Consider the following 22,854-nt stretch of genomic DNA (forward strand, 5'->3'; position numbering starts at 1 on the left):
TGTCGGCGTACCCTCGCGCGGGTGCGGACCGACAATGACAGCTGGGACATCAACTCGAGTGTTGGATCGACTGCGGTGATGGTGGCCGCGGCGCGAGCATTGGAAGCGGCCAAGCCCAATCCGCTTGCGGTGGACCACTATGCCGAGATGTTCACCCGCGCGGTCGGCGGCGTCTGGGCCGACGTGCTGGACGGCGAGGCACCGGAACACCCGTTGGCGACGCCGGAGTTCGGCGAACCGTTCATCAACTTCCAGGGCTCGCGGACCAAGTACTTCGACACGTACTTCCAGCGCGCCGCGGCGGCCGGCGTCCGCCAGGTCGTGCTGCTGGCCGCGGGGCTCGACTCCCGCGCCTACCGCCTGGACTGGCCGGACGGCACCGTCATCTACGAGCTCGATCAGCCCCAGGTCCTCGAGTTCAAGCGGGAAGTGTTGGCGGGCAATGGGGCCGACCCGAAGGCGGAACGCCGCGAGATCGCCGTCGACCTGCGCGACGACTGGCGGACAGCGCTCACCGATGCCGGCTTCGACCCGTCGCGCCCCTCGGCGTGGATTGCCGAGGGGCTGCTGATCTATCTGCCCGCGACGGCACAGGGCGATCTGTTCACCGGAATCGATGAGCTGGCGGCACCCGGCAGCTGGGTGGCGATCGAAGAGGGCAAGCCGATGCCTGCCGAGGTGTTCGCGGCCAAGCGGGCTGCCGGGGACGAGATGGCGGAGGGCTTCTTCAAGCTGATCTACAACGAGCAGATCGCGCCCGCGGCGGACTGGTTCGGCGCGCGGGGCTGGCGCGCCGAGGCAACCGGGCTCGCTGATTACTTCCGCTCGGTGGGCCGTCCGGTGCCGACGAACCCCGAAGCGGCGACCATGATCGCCTCGAACACCCTGGTCACTGCCGTTAAGGAGTGAGCGTCGTCACCCGCTGATGCGGTGGGGTGCGTCTCGACAACTTAAGTTATGCAATGCTAACTTCGCAGGGGTTAGCTTAGGCATACTTAAGGAGATATGCGGGGACTCTAATATCCCGCGAACACAGATATGGGCACTGACACATTTGCGGTATCCGCCGCGGCGCACTTCCAGCAAGGCGCGCCCGCACGACGGCACAGTGCCCGTCTCTCGGCCCGTCGGGAACCAACCCGATCCGCATGCCGACTCCTTCTTAGGGCGGCCGCCAGATGAGTGGATTGTCCCCTGGCGTGTCGACGACGGAAAGGACCCACGTGCGACCGAGCACCGCGGGCAGTAACACAGTGGTGGCCGAAGTGGATGCGGCACAGCGGGTATCACGGGTCGACCGTGACGTGCTGACCCGGTTCGCCACCGGCTGCCTGGCGCTCGGCCTCACCGTCGACGGCCGTCGCCGCCCGGCCGACCTCGATGCCGCCCTGGGTGGCTTCCTGACTCTGACGCGCATCGCCGGCGAGCACTGCGACGCCTGGACCGGCTTGGCTGCCGCAGGCGCGGCAACGCCCGACGTGGTCGAGGCCATCTGGCGGACGGTTTCGTCGGCGGGCGTGTTGCAGCAGGCCCTCGACCTCGCCGACGGCGATCTGGGCTTCACCTACGACAGTGGTCTGTACCTGCAGTTCCGCGCCGCCGACCGCGACGGTTTCCAGCTGGCCTACGCCGCGACGCTCGCCGGTGCCGGCGCCTACGAAGAGGCTGATCAGCTCGTCGGCGACCTGCTCGACCGCAAGCCGGGCTGGCTGCCGGCGCGCTGGGTGCGGGTGGCGATGCACCACCGTACCCGCCGCTGGTCCGACGTCGTCCGGCAGCTGACCCCGATCGTCAACGACCCCAGCCTCGACGCGAACTACGCGCATGCCGCGCGGGTGGCGCTGGGTATCGCCCTGGCACACCTGGGCATGTTCGCTCCCGCGCTGTCGCACCTCGAGGATCCCGAGGGACCGGTGTCCGTCGCCGCCGTGGACGGCACGTTCGTCAAGGCGCTGTCGCTGCGGGCGCAGGGCGAGGACGACGAGGCCACCGACGTGCTGGCCGAGCTGTATGCCGCGCACCCCGACAACACCGCAGCCGAACATGCGTTGACCGACACCAGCTTCGGCATCGACCCGACGACCGCCGCCAGGATCGAGGCCCGGCACAACCCGTGGGATCCCGAGACCGAGCCGACCGAGGCCGACTTCGTGGACCCGGATGCCAAGTCGCGCAAGGCGCATCTGCTCGTCGAAGCCGAGGCCGAGCTCGCCGAGTTCATCGGCCTGGAAGAGGTCAAGTATCAGGTGGCCCGGCTGAAAAGCTCTGTGGCCATGTCGATTCGGCGGCAGGAGCGGGGCCTGGCCGTGGCCCAGCGCACCAATCACCTGGTGTTCGCCGGACCGCCCGGAACCGGTAAGACGACCATCGCCCGCGTGGTCGCGAAGATCTACTGCGGCCTGGGCCTGCTGCGTAAAGAGACGGTGCGCGAGGTGCACCGTGCCGACCTGATCGGCCAGCACATCGGTGAAACCGAGGCCAAGACCAACGCGATCATCGACAGCGCGCTCGACGGCGTGCTGTTCCTCGACGAGGCGTACGCGCTGGTGTCCACCGGCGCCAAGAACGACTTCGGTCTGGTCGCCATCGACACCCTGCTGGCCCGCATGGAGAACGACCGCAGCCGCCTGGTCGTGATCATCGCCGGCTACCGCAAGGACCTGGACATGTTCCTGGACACCAACGAAGGTCTGCGCTCGCGCTTCACCCGCAGCATCGACTTCCCGTCCTACTCGGCGACCGAACTCACCGAGATCGCCATGCGGATGGCCGAAAAGCGCGACAGCGTCTTCGAACCCGCGGCGCAGAAGGAGATGGAGCAGCTGTTCGGGCACCTCGCGACGGCGACGACGCCCGACGCTGCCGGTGTCGCGCGCCGCAGCCTGGACATCGCGGGTAACGGCCGCTTCGTCCGAAACCTGGTGGAGCGCTCCGAGGAAGAACGTGAGTACCGGCTGGATCACCTTGCCGCACATGACTTCACCGATGACGAACTCATGACGATCACCGCGGGTGACGTCAGCAACTCGGCCGCGCCGTTGCTGCGCGGCCTCGGACTGGCGGTGCCCAGCGAGGAGCCGAAGGCGGATCGCGCATGAGCAAGCGCAATGAGACCGATCGACTGACATTCAGTTCCCGTACACCGGTGAACGACAACCCGGACCAGATCCACTACCGCCGCGGATTCGTCACGCGGCACCAGGTGTCCGGTTGGCGATTCCTCATGCGGCGCATCGCCTCTGGTGTGGCCCTGCATGACACCCGCATGCTCGTCGACCCGTTGCGGACCCAGAGCCGCTCGGTTCTGGTCGGCGCACTGGTGCTCGTCACCGGCCTGGCGGGCTGCTTCGTCTTCTCCCTGATCCGGCCGGCGGGTGTCGCGGGCAACAACGTGATCCTGGCCGACCGGGAGACCTCGGCGCTGTATGTCCGGGTCGGCGACCAACTGCACCCTGTCCTCAATCTGACGTCGGCCCGGCTCATCGCCGGACGGCCCGACAACCCGACCCTCGTCCCGAGCGCGGAACTGGACAAGTTCCCGCGCGGCAGCCTCATCGGCATCCCGGGCGCCCCGGAACGCATGGTGCCCAACACTTCTCGTGACGCCGACTGGACCGTGTGTGACGCGGCCACGGGCGAGGTCGTGGGGGCCACCCTGATCACCGGCCCGCTCGCCGAAGGCGGATCGCGCGCGGCCGCGCTGGGTGCCAACGATGCCGTGCTGGTGCGCAACGACGGTGTCGGCTCCGCCGGCGTCAACGGCGGCAGCTGGCTGCTGTGGAACGGCAAGCGCAGCGCGGTCGACCTCAACAACCGCGCGGTGACGGCAGCACTCGGCCTGGGCGCCAACGGAACTGCCCTGCCCGCGCCCCGTGCCATCGCCGATGGCCTGTTCAACGCGATCCCCGAGTCGGCCCCGCTGGCCGCACCGGTGATCGTCAACGCGGGCCAGCCAACGCCGTACCCCATGCCGGTCGCGGCACCCGTCGGCGCCGTGGTCACCGCCGTCACCACCGAGGCCGCCACCGACAACGCGGTGCGGTACTACGCGGTCCTCGACGATGGCCTGCAACCGATTTCACAGGTCGTCGCCGCGATTCTGCGCAACACCGACTCGTACGGTCTGGAGCAGCCGCCGCGGCTGAGCGCCGACCAGATCGCCCGCATCCCGGTCTCCACCGCGATCAACACCGCGGCGTACCCGGAGCGCCCGCTGACCGTCGTCGACGCCACCAAGGCACCGCTGACCTGCGCCCGCTGGACCAAACACGATGGTGCCACGACGAATTCGCTCACCCTCCTGGCGGGAGCGACGCTGCCGCTGCCCGCCGACGCGCACACCGTGGCACTGGCGGGCCCGGCCGGCACCGCGCAGCGCGTCGCGGTAACCCCGGGCACCGGTTACTTCGTCCAGGCCACCGGCCAGGGGGGAACCCCGGCGCTGTCGGGCTACTGGATCAGCGACACCGGCGTCCGCTACGGCATCTCCACCGAGGGTGACGCCACCAATGCCAACCGGAAAACCCCTGCCGCGCTGGGACTCACCGCATCACCGCTGCCGGTGCCGTGGTCGATCCTCAGCCAGTTCACGCCCGGCCCGACGTTGTCGCGCAGTGAGGCGTTGCAGGTCCCGGCGCTCGTGCCCACCCGGACGAGCCCGGCAGTCGAAATCGCCGTGAGGGAGAACCCGTGAGCCGTCTGATCTTCGAAGCGCGGCGCCGGCTGCCCATCCCGGCAACCCGCGCGAGCGTCATCACCATCGAGCCGCCGCCGGAGCTGCCGCGGCTGGTGCCGCCGTCGTTGTTGCGCCGGGTGCTGCCCTACCTGATCGTCATCCTGATCGTCGGGATGATCGTGGCCCTGGTGGCCACCGGCATGCGCGTCATCTCGCCGCAGACGCTGTTCTTCCCGTTCGTACTCCTGTTGGCGGCCACCGCGTTCTACCGCGGCTCGGACAACAAGACCCGGACCGAGGAGGTCGACGCCGAACGCGCCGACTACCTGCGCTACCTGTCGGTGGTGCGGGACAACGTGCGGGCGCAGGCGGCCGAGCAGCGCGCTGCCCGCGAGTGGTCCCACCCGGCGCCCGACCAGCTGGCCGCAGTCGCCGGCACCCGTCGCCAGTGGGAGCGCGACCCGCACGACGCCGACTACCTGGTGGTGCGGGCCGGTCTGCACGACGCCCGCCTGGAAACGGTACTGCAGGTCAAGGACACCGCGGCCGAGATCGATCTGGAACCGGTGTCGCACAGCGCACTACGCGGACTTCTCGACGTGCAGCGGACGGTGCCCGCGGTGCCGGGCGGTATCGACCTGGCCAAGGTTTCGCGGATCACCGTGCTCGGTGATGCCGATGAGGTGCGCGGCGCGCTGCGGGCCTGGATCGCGCAAGCGGTGACGTGGCACGACCCGGCCCTGCTGGGGATCGCCCTGGCCGCGGCGGACGCCGAGGCGCTGGAATCGGAGTCGTGGTCGTGGCTGAAGTGGCTGCCGCACAGTGACATCCCGGGCCAGATCGACGGTGTCGGCCCGGCTCGCTACCTCGCCGCCGGCGTCCCCGAGCTCGCCGCCCTCATGTCAGGTGAGCTCGCCGACCGGCAACCGTTCGGCGGCGCCGACAGCACGCCGCTGCGGCACCTGCTGATCGTCGTGGACGACCCGGACGCCGACCTCGGTGAGCTGCTGCCGCGGACCGGCCTGGCCGGTGTCACGGTGCTGCAGCGCGGCACCGAACAGCCCGAGTACCCGGACCCCGACCGCCCGGTGCTGCGCGTGTCCGGTGGCCGCATCGAGCGGTGGGCCGCGGCCGGCTGGCAGCCGTACTTCGATGTCGCCGACGACTTTTCGCCGCACGCCGCGGCGCACCTGGCCCGCGGCCTCGCGCGCTGGGACTCCAACCCGAACCGGGCCCGGAGCACGGGCGCCGGCCTGGCCACCTTCGGCACCCTGCTGGGCATCCCGGACGCGGCGGCGCTCGACGTCGCCGGCCTGTGGGCGCCGCGCTCGCGGGCCGAGGAGCTGCGCGTGCCCATCGGTGTCACCGCCACCGGTGAACCGCTGATGTTCGACCTGAAGGACGAGGCCGAAGGCGGCATGGGTCCGCACGGTCTGATGATCGGTATGACGGGCTCGGGCAAGTCGCAGACCCTGATGTCGATCCTGTTGTCGCTGTTGACGACTCACTCGGCCGACCGCCTCATCGTCATCTACGCCGACTTCAAGGGCGAGGCCGGCGCCGACATCTTCCGGGACTTCCCGCAGGTGGTGGCCGTCATCTCGAACATGGCGGAGAAGCGCTCGCTGGCCGACCGGTTCGCGGACACCCTCCGCGGTGAGGTGGCCCGGCGTGAGCAGTTGCTGATGGAGGCCGGTCGCCGCGTGCAGGGCAGCGCCTTCAACTCGGTGCTGGAGTACGAGGCGGCGCAGGCAGCCGGACACGACCTGCCGCCGATCCCGACGCTGCTGGTGGTCGCCGACGAGTTCTCCCTGATGCTCGCCGACCATCCCGAGTACGCCGAGCTGTTCGACTACGTTGCCCGCAAGGGCCGTTCGTTCCGCATCCACATCCTGTTCGCGTCGCAGACGCTGGACGTGGGCCGGATCAAGGACATCGACAAGAACACCTCCTACCGCATCGGTCTGAAGGTCGCGAGCCCGTCGATCAGCCGGCAGATCATCGGCGTCGAGGACGCGTACCACATCGAGGCCGGTCCGGAACACAAGGGCGAGGGCTTCCTGGTCCCCACCCCGGGCGCGGTGCCGGTGAAGTTCCGCAGCACCTACGTGGACGGCATCTATGACCCGCCACGTGCCGAGAAAGCGGTTGTGGTGCATGCGGTTCCGCAGCCACAGCTCTTCCCGGCGGGTCATGTCACGCCGGCTCCCGACACGGTGATCGTCACCGACACGGCACCGGACCTGCGTCCGCCCCGCAAGCTGGTCGCCACCATCGGCGAGCAGTTGGCGCAGTACGGCCCGCAGGCGCCGCGCCTGTGGCTGGCTCCGCTGGACGAGCCGATCGCGCTGCCGGAGCTGTTGGCCGGTACCGAGATTCCCGCGGGCCACGGCCGGTGGCCGCTGGGCGAGATCGACAGGCCGTTCCAGATGCGCCGCGACCCGCTGGTCTTCGACGCCACGTCGGCGGCCGCCAACCTGGTCATCCACGGTGGGCCGAAGTCCGGCAAATCGACTGCGCTGCAGACGTTCATACTGTCGGCGGCCGCGACCCACTCGCCGCGTGCGGTCACGTTCTACTGCCTCGACTACGGCGGCGGCGGGCTGCGCTCGCTCAAGCCGCTGGCCCACGTCGGCAGCGTCGCGTCACCGCTGGAACCCGAGCGCATCCGTCGCACCTTCGGCGAGCTGGAGCAGCTGCTGGCGTCGCGTCAGGCCCGCGCCGCCGCCGGTGACGGCGACCTGCGCGATGACGGCTACGGCGACGTGTTCCTGGTGATCGACAACCTGTACGCGTTCAGCCGCGACAACACCGACACGTTCAACACCCGGAACCCGTTGCTGTCCAAGGTGACCGAACTGGTCAACACCGGCATGGCCTACGGCATCCACGTGGTGATCACGACGCCGAACTGGCTCGAGGTGCCGCTGGCGATGCGCGACGGCCTGGGCCTGCGGCTCGAGCTCAAGCTGGCCGACTCGCGCGACAGCAATGTGCGGTCCGCGGGTAATCCGGGAGTGGCGGCCCTGTCCCGCCCCGCCGACGGCGTCCCGGCCGATCAGCCGGGCCGCGGCCTGACCATGGCAGCCGAGCACTTCCTGTTCGCCGAACCGGATCTCGGTGCGATCGCCGCCATCAACGACCGGTACCCGGGGCAGACGGCGCCGCCCGTGCGCCTGCTGCCGACGGACCTGGCCCCGGAAACCCTTGCGCCGCTGTACCACAGCCCCGAGACGATCGTCATCGGTCAGCGCGAGCAGGACCTGGCCCCGGTCACGGTCGACTTCGCGGCCAACCCGCTGCTGATGGTGCTGGGCGACGCCAAGTCCGGCAAGACCACGCTGCTGCGGCACGTGATCCGTACGGTCCGCGACAACGCCACGCCGGAGTCGGTCGCGTTCACCGTGATCGATCGCCGGCTGCACCTGGTGGACGAGCCGTTGTTCCCGGACAACGAGTACACGCCCAACATCGACCGCGTGACCCCGGCGATGCTCGGTCTGGCCGCGCTGCTCGAAAAGCGCAGGCCCCCAGCGGGTCTGACGGCCGCCGAGCTGAGCGGCTGGACATACCGGAACGGGCAGGGCAACCACCTGCACTACCTGATCATCGACGACGTCGACCAGATCCCGGATGCCCCCGCGGTCAGTGGTCCGTTCGTCGGCCAGCGGCCCTGGACGGCGCTGCTGGGACTGCTGTCCCAGGCGTCCGAACTGGGTCTGCGGGTGATCGTCACCGCACGGGCCGCCGGCTCCGCACACGCGGTGATGACGGCTCCGTTGCTGCGCAGGCTCAACGAGCTGCAGGCCACCACCGTCATGCTGTCCGGCAACCCGCAGGACAGCGGCCGCATCCGCGGCCACCGGTTCAACCGGCTGCCGGCCGGTCGGGCCATGGTGCTCGGCAACAGCGACGAGGCCACGTATGTCCAGTTGATCAATCCGCTGGTGGCCGACCCGATCACCGGGCGGCCCACCGGAACACAACGAGGGGAGTTCCACTGATGACCTTGCGCGTCGTTCCCGAAGGACTGACCGCAGCCGGTGCCGCCGTCGAGGCGCTCACCGCTCGGCTCGCCGCCGCCCACGCCGCGGCCGCTCCCGCGGTCACCGCGGTGATCCCGCCCGCCGCGGACCCGGTTTCGCTGCAGACGGCGATCAGCCTCAGCGCCCACGGCGCCGAGCACGAGGCGGTCGCGACCCAGGGCGTCACCGAACTCGGCCGCGCCGGCGGCGGTGTCACCGAAGCCGGAATCAGCTACGCGACGGGCGACGCCGAAGCCGCCGCCACCTACGTCACGGTCCTGGGCTGAGATGACCGCCCCCATCTGGATGGCGCTGCCGCCGGAGGTCCATTCGACGCTCCTGTCCAGTGGACCCGGTCCGGGCTCCCTGCTGGCCGCGGCGGCTGCGTGGCAGTCGCTGCGCACCGAATATGCTTCGGCCGCAGCTGAACTCACCGCATTGCTGGGTGAGGTCCAGGCGGGGGCCTGGGAGGGGCCGAGCGCCGAGCAGTACATCGCCTCCCACGCGCCGTATCTGACGTGGCTGGCACAGGCCAGTGCCAACAGCGCCGCCAACGCGGTCCAGCACGAGACCGCCGCGGCGGCCTACACCACCGCCCTGGCCGCGATGCCGACGCTTCCCGAACTGGCCCTCAACCACGTCGTGAACGCCGCGCTGATCGCGACGAACTTCTTCGGTATCAACACGATTCCGATCGCGCTCAACGAAGCCGACTACGCCCGCATGTGGCTGCAGGCCGCGACCGTGATGAGCACCTACCAGGCGGTGTCGGGCGCGGCGGTGGCGGCGGCCCCGACGACGACGCCGGCACCGATGATGTTGGCGGCGGGCGTCGGCGAGGCCGGCACCGCGTCGGCGAGCGCGACGCAGGCGGGCGCCCAACTGCAGGCGGCGGATGCCGGTACGTCGCTGGACGCATCGAACGCGATCACCGACTACCTGTACAACTACATCAAGACGCTGCCCGGCGGCGATCTGATCTGGAAGTTCCTGCAGGATCCGCTGGGCCAGATCCAGCAGATGATCTTCGACTTCCTGACCAACCCCTCGCAGGCGTTGGTCACCTGGGGGCCACTGCTTTTCGCGCTCGGCTATCAGGCGTTCTTCCAGCCCGTGGGCTGGGGCACCTGGGGCGCGATGCTGTCGGCACCGCTGTGGGGGCCGGCGCTGATCGCCGTCGGCCTGTCGAGCCTCGGGTTGTTGGCCCTGCTGGAACCCGACTACGTGCCGGATCCCGAAGTCGCCGACGCGTTCCCGCCGCCGCCGCAATTGCAGGCCGTCGACCACCAGATGCCGGTCGTCAGCGTCGCCCCGACGGTGCCGGCCACCCCCGCCTCCCCGGCGAGTGCGCCCGCACCCGCTCCGGCCGCGTCGGCAGCGGCTCCCGCGCCGGCAGCGCCGGCACCGCTGATGGCATACGCGGTGGCCGTCGACGATCCGGGACCGGGCTTCACCCCGACCGTGCGGGACGGCGCCACCGCGCCGGCACCGGCGTCCGGCATCGCTGCCGCCGCAGCAGCAGCCGCGGCAGCAGCAGCGGCCGAGCGTCGCCGCGCCCGTCGCCGCCGCGCAGCGAAAGAGCGCGGTGTCCGCGACGAGTACATGGACATGAACTCGGAGGTCGATCCGGACTTCGGGGATGACGCCGGTTCAGACCGGGCTCCCCGTGCCGATGTTCTCGCTTCGGCCCGCGGTGCCGGACCGATCGGTTTCAGCGGCACGGTGACCCGCCAGGACCAGCAGGCAACAGGCCTGAACCGCCTGACCGGCAACGGTTACGGGGGCGGTGTCACCGAACCCATGCTGCCCGGCAGCTGGGACACGGAAGGCGGTGCCAACCGCTGATCCTGCGGACGAAAAGACTTGACCACCAACAGAATCCGGACGAATCCCGAGAGGAATCACTATGAGCATGCTCGACGCACACATCCCCCAGCTGGTCGCTTCCGAGTCGGCCTTCTCCGCCAAGGCCGCACTGATGCGCAGCACCATCGCCCAGGCGGAACAGGCCGCGCAGTCGGCCCAGGGCTTCCACCAGGGTGACTCGGCCGTCGCGTTCCAGGCCGCACACGTCCGCTTCATGGCGGTCGCCGCCAAGGTCAACGCCCTGCTCGACATCGCGCAGGCCAACCTCGGCGACGCGGCCGGCACCTACGTCGCGCAGGACACCGCCGCGGCCGGCACCTACACCTCGGTCTGACCGCCGCACCCACACCCAGACACCTAGCAGCGAGGAGATCCCATGTCCCAGATCATGTACAACTACCCGGCGATGCTGGCCCACGCCGGTGAGATGACCGGTTACGCCGGTGCTCTGCACGCCGTCGGCCTCGACATCGCCAGCGAGCAGGCCGCGCTGGCCGGCGCCTGGCAGGGTGACACCGGAACCAGCTACCAGGCGTGGCAGGCCCAGTGGAACACCGCGATGGAAGAACTCGTCCACGCCTACCGGGCGATGGCGAGCACCCACGAGACGAACACGCTGTCGATGAGCGCACGCGACAGCGCCGAAGGCGCCAAGTGGGTTTAGGTCCAACGGTTTCGGCGCGTTCCGGGTCACTCGGTGACCCGGAACGCGCCGGAATCCCGGTCTCCGCGGTAGAACTCACCGCGGACCAAGCCTGGTTCCTCGCGGACCGTCTCGGCGCCGGGGGCTTTCCGTGGGTGCTGGCCATCACGCAGCCCTACAGCGACCCCGCCGCCAAGGGCGGTTTCGACGCCGACCAGGTCACCGCGCTGACGCGGATGGGGGTGCTGTCCGCCGATGGCTCCGTGCATCCCGCTGTCGCGCAATGGATTCGGGCCGTATGCCGGCCCCGGCGCTGGCTGGAACTGCGATGGGTGTCCGGAGCCGGTGCCATGCTGCGCGGCATTCTCGTGCGCAACGGCAACCTGACCGTGGCGGTCTTGCGCAGCGAGCACCTGATGACCTGCACCGAACTGACCGTCGCGTCGACGGATGCACTGGTACCGGTGCTCACGGCAGGATTGTCCGGCCGGGCGCCGGCCCGGTTCGACGAATTCGCGATGCCAGCCCACATCGGGGCCAAGGCCGACGAACGACTGCGCCGCGGCGACTCGCTGGACCACGTGATGGAGCACCTCGGCATCCCGGTGTCCGCGCATGCCGTCGTACGGGCCGCCTTCGCACCCGGCCGCAGCTATGTGGAGATCGTAGCGGGGGACCACCGCGACGGACACCGGATCAGCACCGACGTCGGCGTCAGCATCGTCGACACCGCCGCCGGCCGCGTCGTCGTCGCACCGGTGAAAGCCGCTGACGGCACCTGGATTTCAAACTTCACCCCGGGCACCGACCTCGCCGTCACCGCTGCGGTGCAGCGGCTGACCGCGACACTGCCCGACGGTCCCTGGTTCCCCACGGCGAACCTGACCCGAGACTTCGAGACCTCGACTGGAGAACGGAAAGAACATGTCCCCCAACACGTCTGGTAGTACCGCGATGCCGATTGTGCGGGTCGCGGTGCTTGCCGCGGGCGACGAGCAGGGTGGTCGCGGGCGACTCACCGACGTAGCCCTGCCGGCCGGCCTGCCCCTGCGCGAGATCGTGCCTGCCGTGCGGCGCATCGTCGGAGTCAACGGGGCACCCGACTCCGCAGCCCCCGCCGAGCTGTCACTCGCGCCGCTGGGCGGTGCGGCGTACAGCCTCGACGCCACCCTCGACACCGTCGGTGTGGTCGACGGTGACCTGCTGGCGCTGCAGCCCGTGCCTGCGGGTCCGCCGGCGCCGCGCATCGTCGAGGACATCGCCGATGCCGCCGCCATCTTCTCCGCCGCCCGCGAAAACCCCTGGGGTAACGCGCATATCCGGCGTTTCGCGGCGTGGGCCGTCGTGGCCCTGACGGTGCTCGCCACCGCGCTGGCGACGCTGGTGCGGGTGCGTACCGGCCAGCCGGCCGGGCTGTTCACCGTCATCGGCGTGGCGGTGCTGACCGTCGCGGCTGCGCTGTTGACCCGTCCGGCCATGCCGCGGCTCGCGACCGCCCTGAGCCTGGCGGCACTGCTGCCGGTCGGTGCCGCCTTCGCACTGGCGGTCCCCGGCCCGACCGGTCCGGCCGCCCTGCTCCTCGGTGCGGCGGCGGTCGCGGCCTGGTCGATCGTCAGCATCACCGTCGGCGGGCAGGCCATCGCGGCCTTCACCGCCACGACCGTCCTCGGTATCGCAGGCGTGATCGTCGGTGGCGCTGCGTCGATCTGGCAGCTGGGCAACGCCGTGATCGGTGCTGTGCTCATCGTTTTCGCGCTGCTGGTCATGGTCCAGGCCGCGCAGCTGTCGACGCTGTGGGCGCGCTTCCCGGTGCCGAACATCCCGGCACCGGGCGACCCGACGCCGTCGGCCCTGCCGCGGTCCGTGCTGGCTGATCTGCCGCGCCGGGTCCGCGTGTGCGACGCACACCAGACGGGCTTCCTCGCCGGTGCCGTGCTGACCATGACCACCGGCTCGGTGGTCCTGGTGGCCGGGGCCCACCCGTCGCCGTGGGCGTGGTACGTGGTCGTGGCCGCGGCACTGGCGACGGCGCTGCGGGCCCGCATCTGGGACTCGGTGCCGTGCAAGGTGTGGCTGCTCGGCCAGCCGTATCTCGTTGCGGCCGTGCTTCTCACGATGTTCGCGATCGGTGGCCACTACGCCAACGCATGGTGGTCGCTGGGCGTGCTCGCGGTGCTCGTGGCGGTCGGCGTGGTGGCCGCACTGAACCCGCAGGTCGCCGATCCGCAGACCTATTCGCTGCCGATGCGTCGCCTGGTCGGCTTCGCGGCGACGGCCTTGGACGCTTCGCTGATCCCGGTGCTGGCCTACCTGGTGGGTCTGTTCGCCTGGGTCATCAACCGGTGATGGTGGCCATCCGGCGCGGAATCTCCGTCCTGACAGCCGCTTTGGCCGCCACCGCCGCAGTGGTGCCGACGGCGCTGGTGCCGACCGCAGGTGCCGTCGTGCCGCCGCACGTCGACGAGCACGCGGCGCCGCCATCGGGCAGCGTCGGCCCCGTCGCGGCGATGGGGCAGCGCGGACAGTGCGTCACCGCCGGCGTGCTGCCCGGCACCGATCCGGGCGCACCGGGTCCGGGCCACACCCTGCTCAGTGTGCCGGGTGCCTGGGCCTTCAGCCGCGGTGACGGACAGACGGTGGCGGTCATCGACACCGGCGTGCATCCCGGTCCGCGGTTGCCCAATGTGGACGCCGGCGGTGACTACGTGGAGAACACCGACGGGCTCACCGATTGCGACGGCCACGGCACGCTCGTGGCCGGACTGATCGCCGGTCAGCCGGGCGCGGACGGGTTCTCCGGCGTCGCGCCGGGCGCCCGCATCCTGGCCATCCGTCAGACGTCGGAGCGGTACGCGCCCCGCGGTAACGGGGGAGATCCGGCCGCGGCGTATGCGACCATCGCGGTCGCGTCACTGGCCCGGGCCGTGGTGCATGCCGCCGACCGCGGCGCCAAGGTCATCGCCATCACGGCGGTCACCTGCCTGCCCGCCGACCGGCCTGTCGATCAGACCGAACTGGGCGCGGCGCTGAAATACGCTGCGCAGGAAAAGGACGCGGTGATCGTCGCCGCCGCGGGCAATGATCGGGCCGGCCTGGCCGGTGGCCCGTCCTGCGAGGCCAACCCCCTGGACAATCCCGGGAACACGGCCGACCCGCGCAACTGGGCCGGCGTCAAGTCGGTATCCATCCCGTCGTGGTGGCAGCCGTACGTGCTGTCGGTCGGGTCGCTCGACGCCACCGGACAACCGTCGGACTTCACCACACCCGGGCCCTGGGTCGGCATCTCGGCGCCAGGGGAGAACGTCGCGTCGACCGGCGTGAACGGCCTGGCCAACGCACTGCCCAACGAACGCGGTGACCTGTTCCCGTTGCGCAGCAGCAGCTACGCCGCCGCGTACGTCGCCGGCGTCGCGGCCCTGGTGCGCAGTCGATTTCCCGCACTCAACGCGGCGGACGTGACGCACCGGCTGACCGCCACCGCGCACGGTGCCGCGCGCATGCCGTCGAACCTGGTGGGCGCCGGCGTCGTCGACCCGGTTGCGGCACTGACCTGGGACCTGCCGGCAACCGCCCCGGCACCGAAATCTGTTGCGGTGGCGATGCCGCCCGAGCCGGCGCCGAAGGACACCACGCCCCGGACCATCGCGTTCACCGGTGCGGCAGTGCTGGCCGTCGCCGCGCTGATCGCCCTGGTTGCGTACCGAAGAAAGGACGGCGCCCGATGACGGCCCGAATCACGTTGGCACTGCTGGTGATGATCCCGGCGGCCATGACGTACCCGTGGCACACGACGCCGCACAAGTGGATCCTGGGTGTCGCGGTCGCCGTGGTGCTGCTGGTCTTCGCCTGGTGGCGTGGCATGTTCCTGACCACGATGGTGGCCCGGCGGTTCGCGGTATGGCGCCGGAACCGGCGCGGTTCCGCGCGGCCGCCGGCCGGTCAGGTCACTGTCGTGCTGGAAGCCGACGAATTCCCTTACGACGCACTGCCTCTCGTCGCGTCCTACGTGGACCGGTACGGCGTGCGGTGTGACTCGGTGCGCGTCACGGAACGCCGACTCGACGGCGCGCGCAGCGCATGGGTCAGCGTGACCGTGGCGGCCGCATCGAATCTGGCTGCGCTGCAGGCACGCTCGTCGGAGCTGCCGCTCGCGGACACCGCGGAGAAGGTGGCCCGGCGGCTGGCCGACCAGCTGCGTGAGGCCGGCGTCCCGGTCGCGGTCACTGACGCCGCGCCCGCACCCCGGTCGGACGGCGCGCGCGAGACGTGGCGTGCGGTCCGTGACGAGGACGGCTACCTGACGGCATACGGGCTGCCCGCCGATCGGCGGCTGCCCGGTTGCCTGGCCGAGCTGGCCTCGACGACCGAACTGTGGACCGTGCTCGAGTTCGCGCCTGGCGCAACCATTTCCGCGGCCTGCGCGGTACGCACGGCCAACGCTCCCGCCGCGGCGGCTGTCGCGGGCCTGGCGCGCGAGTCGGGCCGGCAGGGGCCGCTGCTCGCGGCGATGGCCCCGGCGTCGGCCGGCGGCCTCGGCACGCGGCCGGGTGCGCTGACGAGCGAGTTACTCGCGGAGCTGTCGGGACGCGGCGCTGACACTGCCGTTGCGTCTGCGGCGCGGGCGTAACGCCGATCCGGACTCCAGGGTCAACGGGCCGAACGGGCCCGGTCGGCTTGACGGTCGCTGCCGTCGAACATGAACGGGCTCATGAACTTGGTCATGCGGCGCAGGTAGTCGGGCTGGCTGACGTGCAGGATGTGGTTGCCGGGGAACCAGTGGAATGCGCAGCGATCCCAGTGTTCCCACAGCAATTCGGCCTGCTGCGGCGGCGCCAGGCGGTCACCCAGACCGGCGATGATCAGCCGGCGGTCGCGCGGCACCAGCGGCCGGTAGTTCAGCGGTGAGTGGTACTGCCCGGCGGTGGCGATCAGGTCGTCGTCGGTGTGCGCCAACCGGTTGCTCAGCTTGACCAGCAGATTGGCCGGGAACCATTCGTCGACCGTGCGGTCCGGTGTCACCACCGGAACGTTCGGGATGACGGCCTGGATGCGGTCGTCGACCGAGGCGATCAGCGACGAGGTGTAGCCGCCCAGCGACATTCCGGTCAGGGCAACGCGGTCGACCCCGGTGTGCTCCAGATAGTCGAGCACGGAACGGAAGTCGTGCACCGCTTGCGCCATGGCCTCGGCGAAGCCGGGGACGCCGTCCATGAAGAAGCCGTAGCCGCTGTACGGAGAGCCCTTCTCGGCCCGCGGCCCGTGGAACGGCAGGGTGTACAGCAGGACGTCGTACCCGGAGCGGAAGAACCACGGCAGCGAGAAGAACAAGCCGTTGAACAGGTAGGGCGAGCCCATGAACCCGTGGATCACGCACAGTGTGGGACGCGGACCGTCGTCGTGCCGCCAATGCTGGGCATGCACCACGTTGTTGCGCGCATAGCCGCGTCGCCGGTCCCGCATGCCGGGATACACGGCGTCGTAACTGCTCTGGAACCAGATGTTCTGCACCTGGCCGCGCGCGACCCACTGCGCGACGGCGCCGGCGGGACGCGCGGACACCTGCGGCGGACCACTGGGCGCCGGGAAACACTGCCCGGGGTCCTTGGTGGCGGCCAGTTCGGCATAGAACCGCAGGGCGTCGGGGTCGTCGCCGGCCCGGTTGCGCACCGCCGACGCTGCCATCCGCGGAACCATGCCGGCGCCGATCACCGAGGCCAGCGCCGTACGAAGGCCCAGGTCAGCCACGGCCGAGGAGTCGACGATCAGCTTCTGTTGCCACGTCAGGTCGGACCGGCGCGGCAGTCCGCGGGCGGTGGCATCCGCGCCCGGCACGTCGGGGACCGGGACGGGTGGGTTGAACGCATCGCCGTGCGGATTGTTCACGTTCGGATGCTAACCCCGGTTCTCGGCGCCCGTCAGCCGATCTTCGAGATCGAACAGCCTGGCGGCGTTGTGGTACAGCACTTTTCGCAGCCAGTCGTCGTCCGGGGCCACCTTGCTGAGCACCTCGAGGGACTCGCCGTACCGGTACGGGATGTTGGGGAAATCGCTGCCGAACAGGATGCGGTCACCGAGCGCAGCCAGCCGGGGCAATTCGGCAGGCGGGAACGGCATGGACTCCTCGATGAACGGGGTGAACGCCATGGTGGTGTCCAGGTGCACGCCGTCGAATCGTTCGCAGAGGTCCAGGAAGTCCGTGTATTCGGGCATGCCCAGGTGCGCGATGATGAGCTTCAGACCCGGATGCCGGTCCAGCACGGTGCGGATCTGGCCTGGGCCGGTGTGCGCGCCGGGCGTCGGGCCGGAACCACAGTGGATGATCACCGGGACATCGGCCTCGTCGATGGCGCCCCACACGTCGTCGAGCAGCGGGTCGGCGGGGTGATAGGCGCCGACCTGGACGTGCGCCTTGAAAACCTCGGTGCCGCCGGCGATGGCCTCGGCCACGTAGTCAGCTGCGCCGGGCTCCGGGAAGAACGTCGCCGTCGACAGACAGTCGGGGTTCTGCGCGGCGAACTGCGCGGCCCACTGGTTCAGCCAGGCGGCCATGTCGGGCTTGTGCGGATAGACCAGCGACGTGAACGCCAGCACCCCGAAACCACGCAGCGTCTCCAGCCGGTGCTGCTCCTCGGTGCGGTAGGTGATGGGCCAGGTGCGGCCCGTGAGCGGCCCGGCGCTGTCGAAGTACTTCCACACCTTGTCCATCACGTTCTTGGGCATGAAATGGGTGTGCACGTCGATCAGGCCGGGAAGGGCCAGCGACTGCCAGAAGTCGCGTACTGAATCGTCCATCACCCAACAGAATGGCAGGCGCGCGCCAGGACCCGGCGGCAGGATGGGGATGTGTGGAATCCAGACACCTACCTCGCCTTCGCTGACCACCGCGGCCGGCCCTTCTACGACCTGCTCGCGCGCGTCGGTGCCCAGGCACCCCGGCGCGTGGCGGACGTGGGCTGCGGCCCCGGGAATCTGACTGCCACGCTGTCGGAGCGCTGGCCCGGCGCGGTGATCGAAGCGGTGGACAACTCACCGGAGATGGTCGAGGCGGCCCGGGCACGCGGCGTCGACGCCCGGGTGGTGGCGGCCGCCGACTGGGCGCCCGCGGCCGACACCGATGTGATGGTGAGTAACGCTGTGCTGCAATGGGTTCCGGAGCACCGCGACCTGTTGCGGCGGTGGGCCGCCGAACTGCCGAAGGGTGCCTGGCTGGCCTTTCAGGTGCCCGGCAACTTCGACTCGCCGTCACATCGGGCGGTGCGGGAGGTCGCCCGGTATCCGGAGTTCGCCGAGGCGCTGGCCGACATCCGGTTCCGCGAGACGAACGTGGTCGACGACCCGGCGGGCTATGCCGCGCTGCTGACCGCCGCGGGGTGCACCGTCGACGCCTGGGAGACGACCTATCTGCACCAATTGACCGGTGCCACACCGGTGCTGGACTGGATCACCGGCACCGCGCTGACCGACGTCCGCTCCCGGCTCACCGTCGACGCCTGGGAGCGGTACCGGCAGGCGATCATCCCGCTGCTGGCGCAGGCATACCCGCCCCAGCCCGACGGCACGACGTTCTTCCCGTTCCGCCGGATCTTCGTGGTCGCCCAGACGTGAATCAGTGAATCTGCTGGTACTGGTGCTGAATCGGGGTCCCGGGCTGGGGCGCGTTGTTCTGGTGCGCGAACACCTGGTGCACTGAGCTCGAGGTGGTGGAGGGCGCGGCGTGAGCGGACGTGGCCAGGCCGATCGCGATGAGGCCGGGCGCGACGGTCAGGCCGATGACGATGATGAAGTAGCTGACCCAGCGGGTGACGATGCTCATCTGAATTCTCCTGCTGCTGTGGGCTTTTGATGTCGTATCCGGGGTGATCCGGTGTTGACTCAAGAGTCCCGCAGCAGGGCCCGGCCGTCTGTCCACCAGCCGGGCCCTCAACAGGATGAATTCACTGTCCCCCGATCGGGGGACACCGCCACGGGGATTTGTGCACGATTTTCCGCGCCGACCGCGGAAAAACGTGCACAAATCCCTGGTCAGCGGAGGGTGTTGAGCGCCCCGAGCACCTGGGCGACCAGGGTGTCGATGTCGGCGCCGGTGGTGTCGACGACGAGATCCGGGTTCTCCGGCGGCTCGTAGGGGGCGTCCACGCCGGTCAGGCCGCGCAGCTCACCGGCCTTGGCCCGGGCGTACAGGCCCTTGGGGTCGCGGCGCTCGCACTCGCTGCGCGGGGTGGACACGTAGACCTCGATGAACGGCAACTTGGCGACGGTGCTCAGCTCGCGGGCGGTGTCGCGGTCCGACTTCAACGGCGACACCAGCGAGGCCAGCGCCACCACACCCGAGTCGGCCAGCAGCCGGGCCAGGTGACCCACCCGGCGGATGTTCTCGGCCCGGTCACCGGCCGAGAATCCCAGGTCGTCGGACAGCCCGTGCCGGATGTTGTCGCCGTCGAGCAGATAGGCCACCTGCCCGCTTTCGACCAGCGCCCGCTCGACCGCGACGGCCAGCGTCGACTTGCCCGATGCCGGCAGCCCGGTGAACCAGATGGTCGCGCCCCGCTGCCCGGTCCGCGCCCACCGGTAGGACCGGTCCAATGACGAATGGTGCCAACGGATGTCGCTGCGCGAGTGGGTGCCGAGCTTCACCTCGCGCGGCTCGGTGATGGTGCCGGCGCCGACGGTGTCGTTGGACGTCTCGTCGATCAGGATGAACGCGCCGCTCTCCCGGTTGTCGCGGTACGGGTCGGCGATGACGGTCGAACTGGTCCGCAGCGTGACGGCGCCGATGTCGTTGAGTACCAACTCGACCGGCTGATCGATGTCGTCCAGCGTCTCGGGGTCGAGTCGCGTGTGCAGCGCCTGCACCGTGGCGCGGACGGTGCGGGTGCCCTGCTTGAGCGCCAGTCGGTCACCGGCCCGCAGCGGGGTCTCGGCGAACCAGCAGACCGTCGCGTCGAGTTCGCGGGCGAGTACCGGCACCGAGGCGTTCTCGGCACTGCTGACGAGCACGTCGCCGCGGCCGACGTCGATGTCGTCGGCCAGCTCGATCGAAACCGACAGCGGGGCAACGGCGGTGGTGCGGTCGTCGTCGAGGGTGTCCACAGCCGTGACGGTCGAACTGGTGCCGGCCGGCAGGCTGAGCACGGTGTCGCCGACCTTCAGGGTGCCGGCGGTCAGCCGGCCGGTGTAGCGACGGCGCAGCTCGGCGGTGGGTCGGGACACCCACTGGATGGGCAGCCGCAGCTTGGCCGGTTCGGGTTGTGGCGCACTGAGTTCGATGCCCTCGAGGTATTCCAGCAGTGTCGGCCCCTCGTACCACGGGGTGTTCTCCGAACGGTGCACGACGTTGTCGCCGAGCTTGGCCGCCAGCGGAATGACGGTCAGGTCCACCGCGCCCAGGCGGGCCGCGACCTTGCCGAGCTCGTCGTGTACCGCGTCGAACCGGGCCTGGTCGAAGTCGACGAGGTCGATCTTGTTGACCGCCGCCACGAAATGCTTGATGCCCAACAGCTTTGCGATCCGGGCGTGGCGCAGGGTCTGGCGCAGCACGCCGGCGCGGGCGTCGACCAGCAGGATGGCCACGTGCGCGTTGGAGGCGCCGGTGAACATGTTGCGGGTGTAGCGCTCATGGCCCGGGGTGTCGGCCAGGATGTAGCTGCGGGACTCGGTGGAGAAGAAGCGGTAGGCCACGTCGATGGTGATGCCCTGTTCGCGTTCGGCGCGCAGGCCGTCGGACAAAGCTGCCAGGTCGGCCACACCGTCGTCGTCGGTGACGGCGTCCAGGTGGTCGAGCGGCAGGCTGTCGGTGTCGTGCAGCAGCCGGCCGATCAGGGTGCTCTTGCCGTCGTCGACCGAGCCCGCGGTGGCAATGCGCAGAAGTTGCCTGGTGCTCATCAGAAGTAGCCCTCTCGCTTACGGTCTTCCATCGCCGCCACCGACGTGCGGTCGTCGGCCCGGGTCTCGCCGCGTTCCGACACGGTGGCAGCGGAGATCTCGGTGATCACGCTCGCGATGTCGACGGCTTTCGACCGCACCGCACCGGTGATGGTGAGGTCGCCGACGGTGCGGTAGCGCACCCACTCGACTGCCGCCGATTCGCCGGGACCGGGTTGGGTGTACTCCGACACGGCGAGCAGGATGCCGTCGCGCTCGAACACCTCCCGTTCGTGCGCGAAGTAGATCGACGGCAGCTCAAGGTTTTCCAGCTCGATGTAGCGCCAGATGTCGAGCTCGGTCCAGTTGGACAGCGGGAACACCCGAACCTGCTCGCCCTTGCGGATGCGGCCGTTGTACAGCGACCAGGGCTCGGGCCGCTGGGCCCGCGGGTCCCACTGGCCGAACTCGTCGCGGAAGCTCAGGATGCGTTCCTTGGCGCGGGCGCGCTCCTCGTCGCGGCGGGCACCGCCGAACGCGGCGTCGAAGCCGCCGGCCTCCAGCGCATCCAGCAGCGTGCGGGTCTGCTGCCGGTTGCGCGAGGCCCCCGGTCCCGGATCGGCCACCCGGCCGGTGTCGATGCTCTCCTGCACCGACCCGACGATCAGCTTGTGCCCCTGGCCCGTCGTGCGGCGATCCCGGAAGTCGATGACCTCGGGGAAGTTGTGGCCGGTGTCGACGTGCAGCACCGGGAATGGCAGCGGACCGGGCCGAAATGCCTTCTCCGCCAGGCGAAGCAGGACGATGGAGTCCTTGCCCGCGGAGAACAGCAGCACCGGGCGCTCGAGCTCGGCCACGACCTCGCGGATGATGTGCACGGCCTCGGCTTCGAGCAGCCGGAGTTCGTCGACCTGGGTATCTGTGGTGCTCATACCGGCAGCCCCTCCTTTTCGGCTTCGGCGCGGTAGCGCTCCACCCATTCGTCAGAACGCTGATCGGCCTGACGTTCCAGCACCGGTTTCGGTGCGAGCCTGCGGTCCTGACCGAGCGCCTCCAGCACATCGCCGACGACCTCGGTCAGGTTGCGCCACAACACCGGATACGGCACTTCGATCCGGTTGACGTTCTCCTCGGCGAACCAGTTCTGCCAGCCCTCTTCCTGGGCCCGCAGCATCTTCACGACGTGGGCGATGGCGCCGGCGTGGTACTCCGCGCGAGCGTCGCGCACCGGGTCCGGGCGGCCCCGCCACACCCGCGTCTGCACCGCGCGCCAGAACGAAACCGCCTGGGACACCACGTCGGGCCGGTGGATGTGGATGAGCACCGGGTCCGAGCCGATGACGTCGCGGATGGCCGCCAGCAGCCCGTCACCGGAACGGTCCGGCAGGTCCTTGGCTCGTCGTTGCAGCTGCGCGGTCTGGTTCCACATGAGCTTGCCGCCCCAGATCCCGTTGGGTGTGCGGCCGGCGGTCTGGATGTAGTCGCGCCAGATGGTCGCCGGCGCCAGTTCGGGCCTGCCGTCGATCAGCGGGTCGAGGAGCCGCAGGATCGATTCGTCCTCGGTGTCGGCGAACCACTCGCGCGGCTGCGGCGACATGCTGCTGTGTGGCAGGTACTGGAAGAACTCCTGCGGTTCGCCGGCCACCCCGGTGGCGCGCAGCGACTCGACCAGAAGCGTGCTGCCGCTGCGCTGTGATGCGAGGACCAGATAGGCCGTCGGTGCTGTCATGGCGCAAGAGCCTAGCCTGCACCGAAATCCCTTGCAGAAGGGGATTTTTCGCACA

General features: G+C 70.0%; 19 protein-coding genes. 13 read left to right on the top strand and 6 right to left on the bottom strand.

What is annotated here, in order from left to right:
• Positions 1–21: 21 nt before the first annotated feature.
• The 12 genes from ACZ5IQ_RS01570 (at position 22) to eccE (ending at position 15,836) form a co-directional block, all read left to right on the top strand.
• Positions 22–909 (top strand): class I SAM-dependent methyltransferase, encoded by an 888-nt coding sequence (locus ACZ5IQ_RS01570; RefSeq protein ID WP_133425889.1) that lies wholly within the window; start codon positions 22–24, stop codon positions 907–909.
• Between the two features lie 269 nt (positions 910–1,178).
• On the top strand, positions 1,179–3,098 hold the full coding sequence (gene eccA / locus ACZ5IQ_RS01575) for a type VII secretion AAA-ATPase EccA (protein WP_464480695.1): 1,920 nt from the start codon (positions 1,179–1,181) through the stop codon (positions 3,096–3,098).
• Positions 3,095–4,693: a type VII secretion protein EccB gene (gene eccB, locus ACZ5IQ_RS01580; protein ID WP_406801665.1), complete on the top strand. Its 1,599-nt coding sequence runs from the start codon at positions 3,095–3,097 to the stop codon at positions 4,691–4,693. The genes eccA and eccB overlap by 4 nt, the downstream gene beginning before the upstream one ends.
• Positions 4,690–8,679 (top strand): type VII secretion protein EccCa, encoded by a 3,990-nt coding sequence (eccCa, locus tag ACZ5IQ_RS01585; protein WP_464480696.1) that lies wholly within the window; start codon positions 4,690–4,692, stop codon positions 8,677–8,679. Before eccB ends, eccCa begins: the two co-directional genes overlap by 4 nt.
• Positions 8,679–8,987, top strand: coding sequence for a PE family protein (locus tag ACZ5IQ_RS01590; RefSeq protein ID WP_020103894.1), 309 nt, complete (start codon positions 8,679–8,681; stop codon positions 8,985–8,987). The genes eccCa and ACZ5IQ_RS01590 overlap by 1 nt, the downstream gene beginning before the upstream one ends.
• Before the next feature lies 1 nt (position 8,988).
• Positions 8,989–10,545: a PPE domain-containing protein gene (locus ACZ5IQ_RS01595; protein ID WP_464480697.1), complete on the top strand. Its 1,557-nt coding sequence runs from the start codon at positions 8,989–8,991 to the stop codon at positions 10,543–10,545.
• Positions 10,546–10,606: 61 nt separating this feature from the next.
• Positions 10,607–10,900, top strand: coding sequence for a WXG100 family type VII secretion target (locus ACZ5IQ_RS01600; protein WP_212808036.1), 294 nt, complete (start codon positions 10,607–10,609; stop codon positions 10,898–10,900).
• Positions 10,901–10,942: 42 nt separating this feature from the next.
• On the top strand, positions 10,943–11,230 hold the full coding sequence (locus ACZ5IQ_RS01605) for a WXG100 family type VII secretion target (RefSeq protein WP_020103897.1): 288 nt from the start codon (positions 10,943–10,945) through the stop codon (positions 11,228–11,230).
• Between the two features lie 53 nt (positions 11,231–11,283).
• A complete protein-coding gene (locus ACZ5IQ_RS01610; protein WP_406801700.1) occupies positions 11,284–12,156 on the top strand; it encodes an ESX secretion-associated protein EspG in 873 nt (290 codons plus the stop codon).
• Complete coding sequence (gene eccD / locus ACZ5IQ_RS01615; protein WP_406784387.1) at positions 12,134–13,555, top strand: type VII secretion integral membrane protein EccD; 1,422 nt, start codon at positions 12,134–12,136, stop codon at positions 13,553–13,555. The genes ACZ5IQ_RS01610 and eccD overlap by 23 nt, the downstream gene beginning before the upstream one ends.
• A complete protein-coding gene (gene mycP / locus ACZ5IQ_RS01620) occupies positions 13,555–14,934 on the top strand; it encodes a type VII secretion-associated serine protease mycosin (RefSeq protein WP_464480698.1) in 1,380 nt (459 codons plus the stop codon). Before eccD ends, mycP begins: the two co-directional genes overlap by 1 nt.
• Positions 14,931–15,836: a type VII secretion protein EccE gene (gene eccE / locus ACZ5IQ_RS01625; RefSeq protein WP_464480699.1), complete on the top strand. Its 906-nt coding sequence runs from the start codon at positions 14,931–14,933 to the stop codon at positions 15,834–15,836. Before mycP ends, eccE begins: the two co-directional genes overlap by 4 nt.
• Positions 15,837–15,856: 20 nt before the next feature.
• Here eccE and ACZ5IQ_RS01630 read toward each other — a convergent pair whose 3' ends face one another.
• Together ACZ5IQ_RS01630 and ACZ5IQ_RS01635 are read right to left on the bottom strand one after the other, a co-directional pair.
• Positions 15,857–17,092: an alpha/beta hydrolase family protein gene (locus ACZ5IQ_RS01630; protein WP_212808040.1), complete on the bottom strand. Its 1,236-nt coding sequence runs from the start codon at positions 17,090–17,092 to the stop codon at positions 15,857–15,859.
• A 9-nt stretch (positions 17,093–17,101) separates the two neighbouring features.
• Positions 17,102–18,001: an amidohydrolase family protein gene (locus ACZ5IQ_RS01635; protein ID WP_212808041.1), complete on the bottom strand. Its 900-nt coding sequence runs from the start codon at positions 17,999–18,001 to the stop codon at positions 17,102–17,104.
• Between the two features lie 51 nt (positions 18,002–18,052).
• On the opposite strand from ACZ5IQ_RS01635, the gene ACZ5IQ_RS01640 reads away from it, so the two are divergent.
• The gene (locus tag ACZ5IQ_RS01640) at positions 18,053–18,814 is read left to right on the top strand and encodes a trans-aconitate 2-methyltransferase (protein ID WP_406801667.1); all 762 of its coding nucleotides are present in this window, start codon (positions 18,053–18,055) and stop codon (positions 18,812–18,814) included.
• Between the two features lies 1 nt (position 18,815).
• Here the strand turns inward: ACZ5IQ_RS01640 and ACZ5IQ_RS01645 are convergent, their stop codons facing one another.
• The 4 genes from ACZ5IQ_RS01645 to stf0 form a co-directional block, all read right to left on the bottom strand.
• A complete protein-coding gene (locus tag ACZ5IQ_RS01645) occupies positions 18,816–19,022 on the bottom strand; it encodes a hypothetical protein (protein ID WP_318984720.1) in 207 nt (68 codons plus the stop codon).
• Positions 19,023–19,231: 209 nt separating this feature from the next.
• Positions 19,232–21,091, bottom strand: a complete 1,860-nt coding sequence (cysC, locus tag ACZ5IQ_RS01650) for an adenylyl-sulfate kinase (RefSeq protein ID WP_406804020.1) — start codon at positions 21,089–21,091, stop codon at positions 19,232–19,234.
• On the bottom strand, positions 21,091–22,002 hold the full coding sequence (gene cysD / locus ACZ5IQ_RS01655; RefSeq protein WP_064986140.1) for a sulfate adenylyltransferase subunit CysD: 912 nt from the start codon (positions 22,000–22,002) through the stop codon (positions 21,091–21,093). Before cysD ends, cysC begins: the two co-directional genes overlap by 1 nt.
• On the bottom strand, positions 21,999–22,799 hold the full coding sequence (gene stf0, locus ACZ5IQ_RS01660) for a trehalose 2-sulfotransferase (RefSeq protein WP_020103908.1): 801 nt from the start codon (positions 22,797–22,799) through the stop codon (positions 21,999–22,001). Before stf0 ends, cysD begins: the two co-directional genes overlap by 4 nt.
• Positions 22,800–22,854: the final 55 nt, after the last annotated feature.

The organism is Mycobacterium toneyamaense (assembly GCF_055384815.1).

What these genes read in the sequence shown, in the direction of transcription:
- eccA (WP_464480695.1), top strand. Translation starts at nt 1,179, where the DNA reads ATGAGTGGATTGTCCCCTGGCGTGTCGACGACGGAAAGGACCCACGTG.
- eccB (WP_406801665.1), top strand. Translation starts at nt 3,095, where the DNA reads ATGAGCAAGCGCAATGAGACCGATCGACTGACATTCAGTTCCCGTACA.
- ACZ5IQ_RS01590 (WP_020103894.1), top strand. Translation starts at nt 8,679, where the DNA reads ATGACCTTGCGCGTCGTTCCCGAAGGACTGACCGCAGCCGGTGCCGCC.
- ACZ5IQ_RS01595 (WP_464480697.1), top strand. Translation starts at nt 8,989, where the DNA reads ATGACCGCCCCCATCTGGATGGCGCTGCCGCCGGAGGTCCATTCGACG.
- ACZ5IQ_RS01600 (WP_212808036.1), top strand. Translation starts at nt 10,607, where the DNA reads ATGAGCATGCTCGACGCACACATCCCCCAGCTGGTCGCTTCCGAGTCG.
- ACZ5IQ_RS01605 (WP_020103897.1), top strand. Translation starts at nt 10,943, where the DNA reads ATGTCCCAGATCATGTACAACTACCCGGCGATGCTGGCCCACGCCGGT.
- eccD (WP_406784387.1), top strand. Translation starts at nt 12,134, where the DNA reads ATGTCCCCCAACACGTCTGGTAGTACCGCGATGCCGATTGTGCGGGTC.
- mycP (WP_464480698.1), top strand. Translation starts at nt 13,555, where the DNA reads ATGGTGGCCATCCGGCGCGGAATCTCCGTCCTGACAGCCGCTTTGGCC.
- eccE (WP_464480699.1), top strand. Translation starts at nt 14,931, where the DNA reads ATGACGGCCCGAATCACGTTGGCACTGCTGGTGATGATCCCGGCGGCC.
- ACZ5IQ_RS01635 (WP_212808041.1), bottom strand. Translation starts at nt 18,001, where the DNA reads ATGGACGATTCAGTACGCGACTTCTGGCAGTCGCTGGCCCTTCCCGGC.
- ACZ5IQ_RS01645 (WP_318984720.1), bottom strand. Translation starts at nt 19,022, where the DNA reads ATGAGCATCGTCACCCGCTGGGTCAGCTACTTCATCATCGTCATCGGC.
- cysC (WP_406804020.1), bottom strand. Translation starts at nt 21,091, where the DNA reads ATGAGCACCAGGCAACTTCTGCGCATTGCCACCGCGGGCTCGGTCGAC.
- cysD (WP_064986140.1), bottom strand. Translation starts at nt 22,002, where the DNA reads ATGAGCACCACAGATACCCAGGTCGACGAACTCCGGCTGCTCGAAGCC.
- stf0 (WP_020103908.1), bottom strand. Translation starts at nt 22,799, where the DNA reads ATGACAGCACCGACGGCCTATCTGGTCCTCGCATCACAGCGCAGCGGC.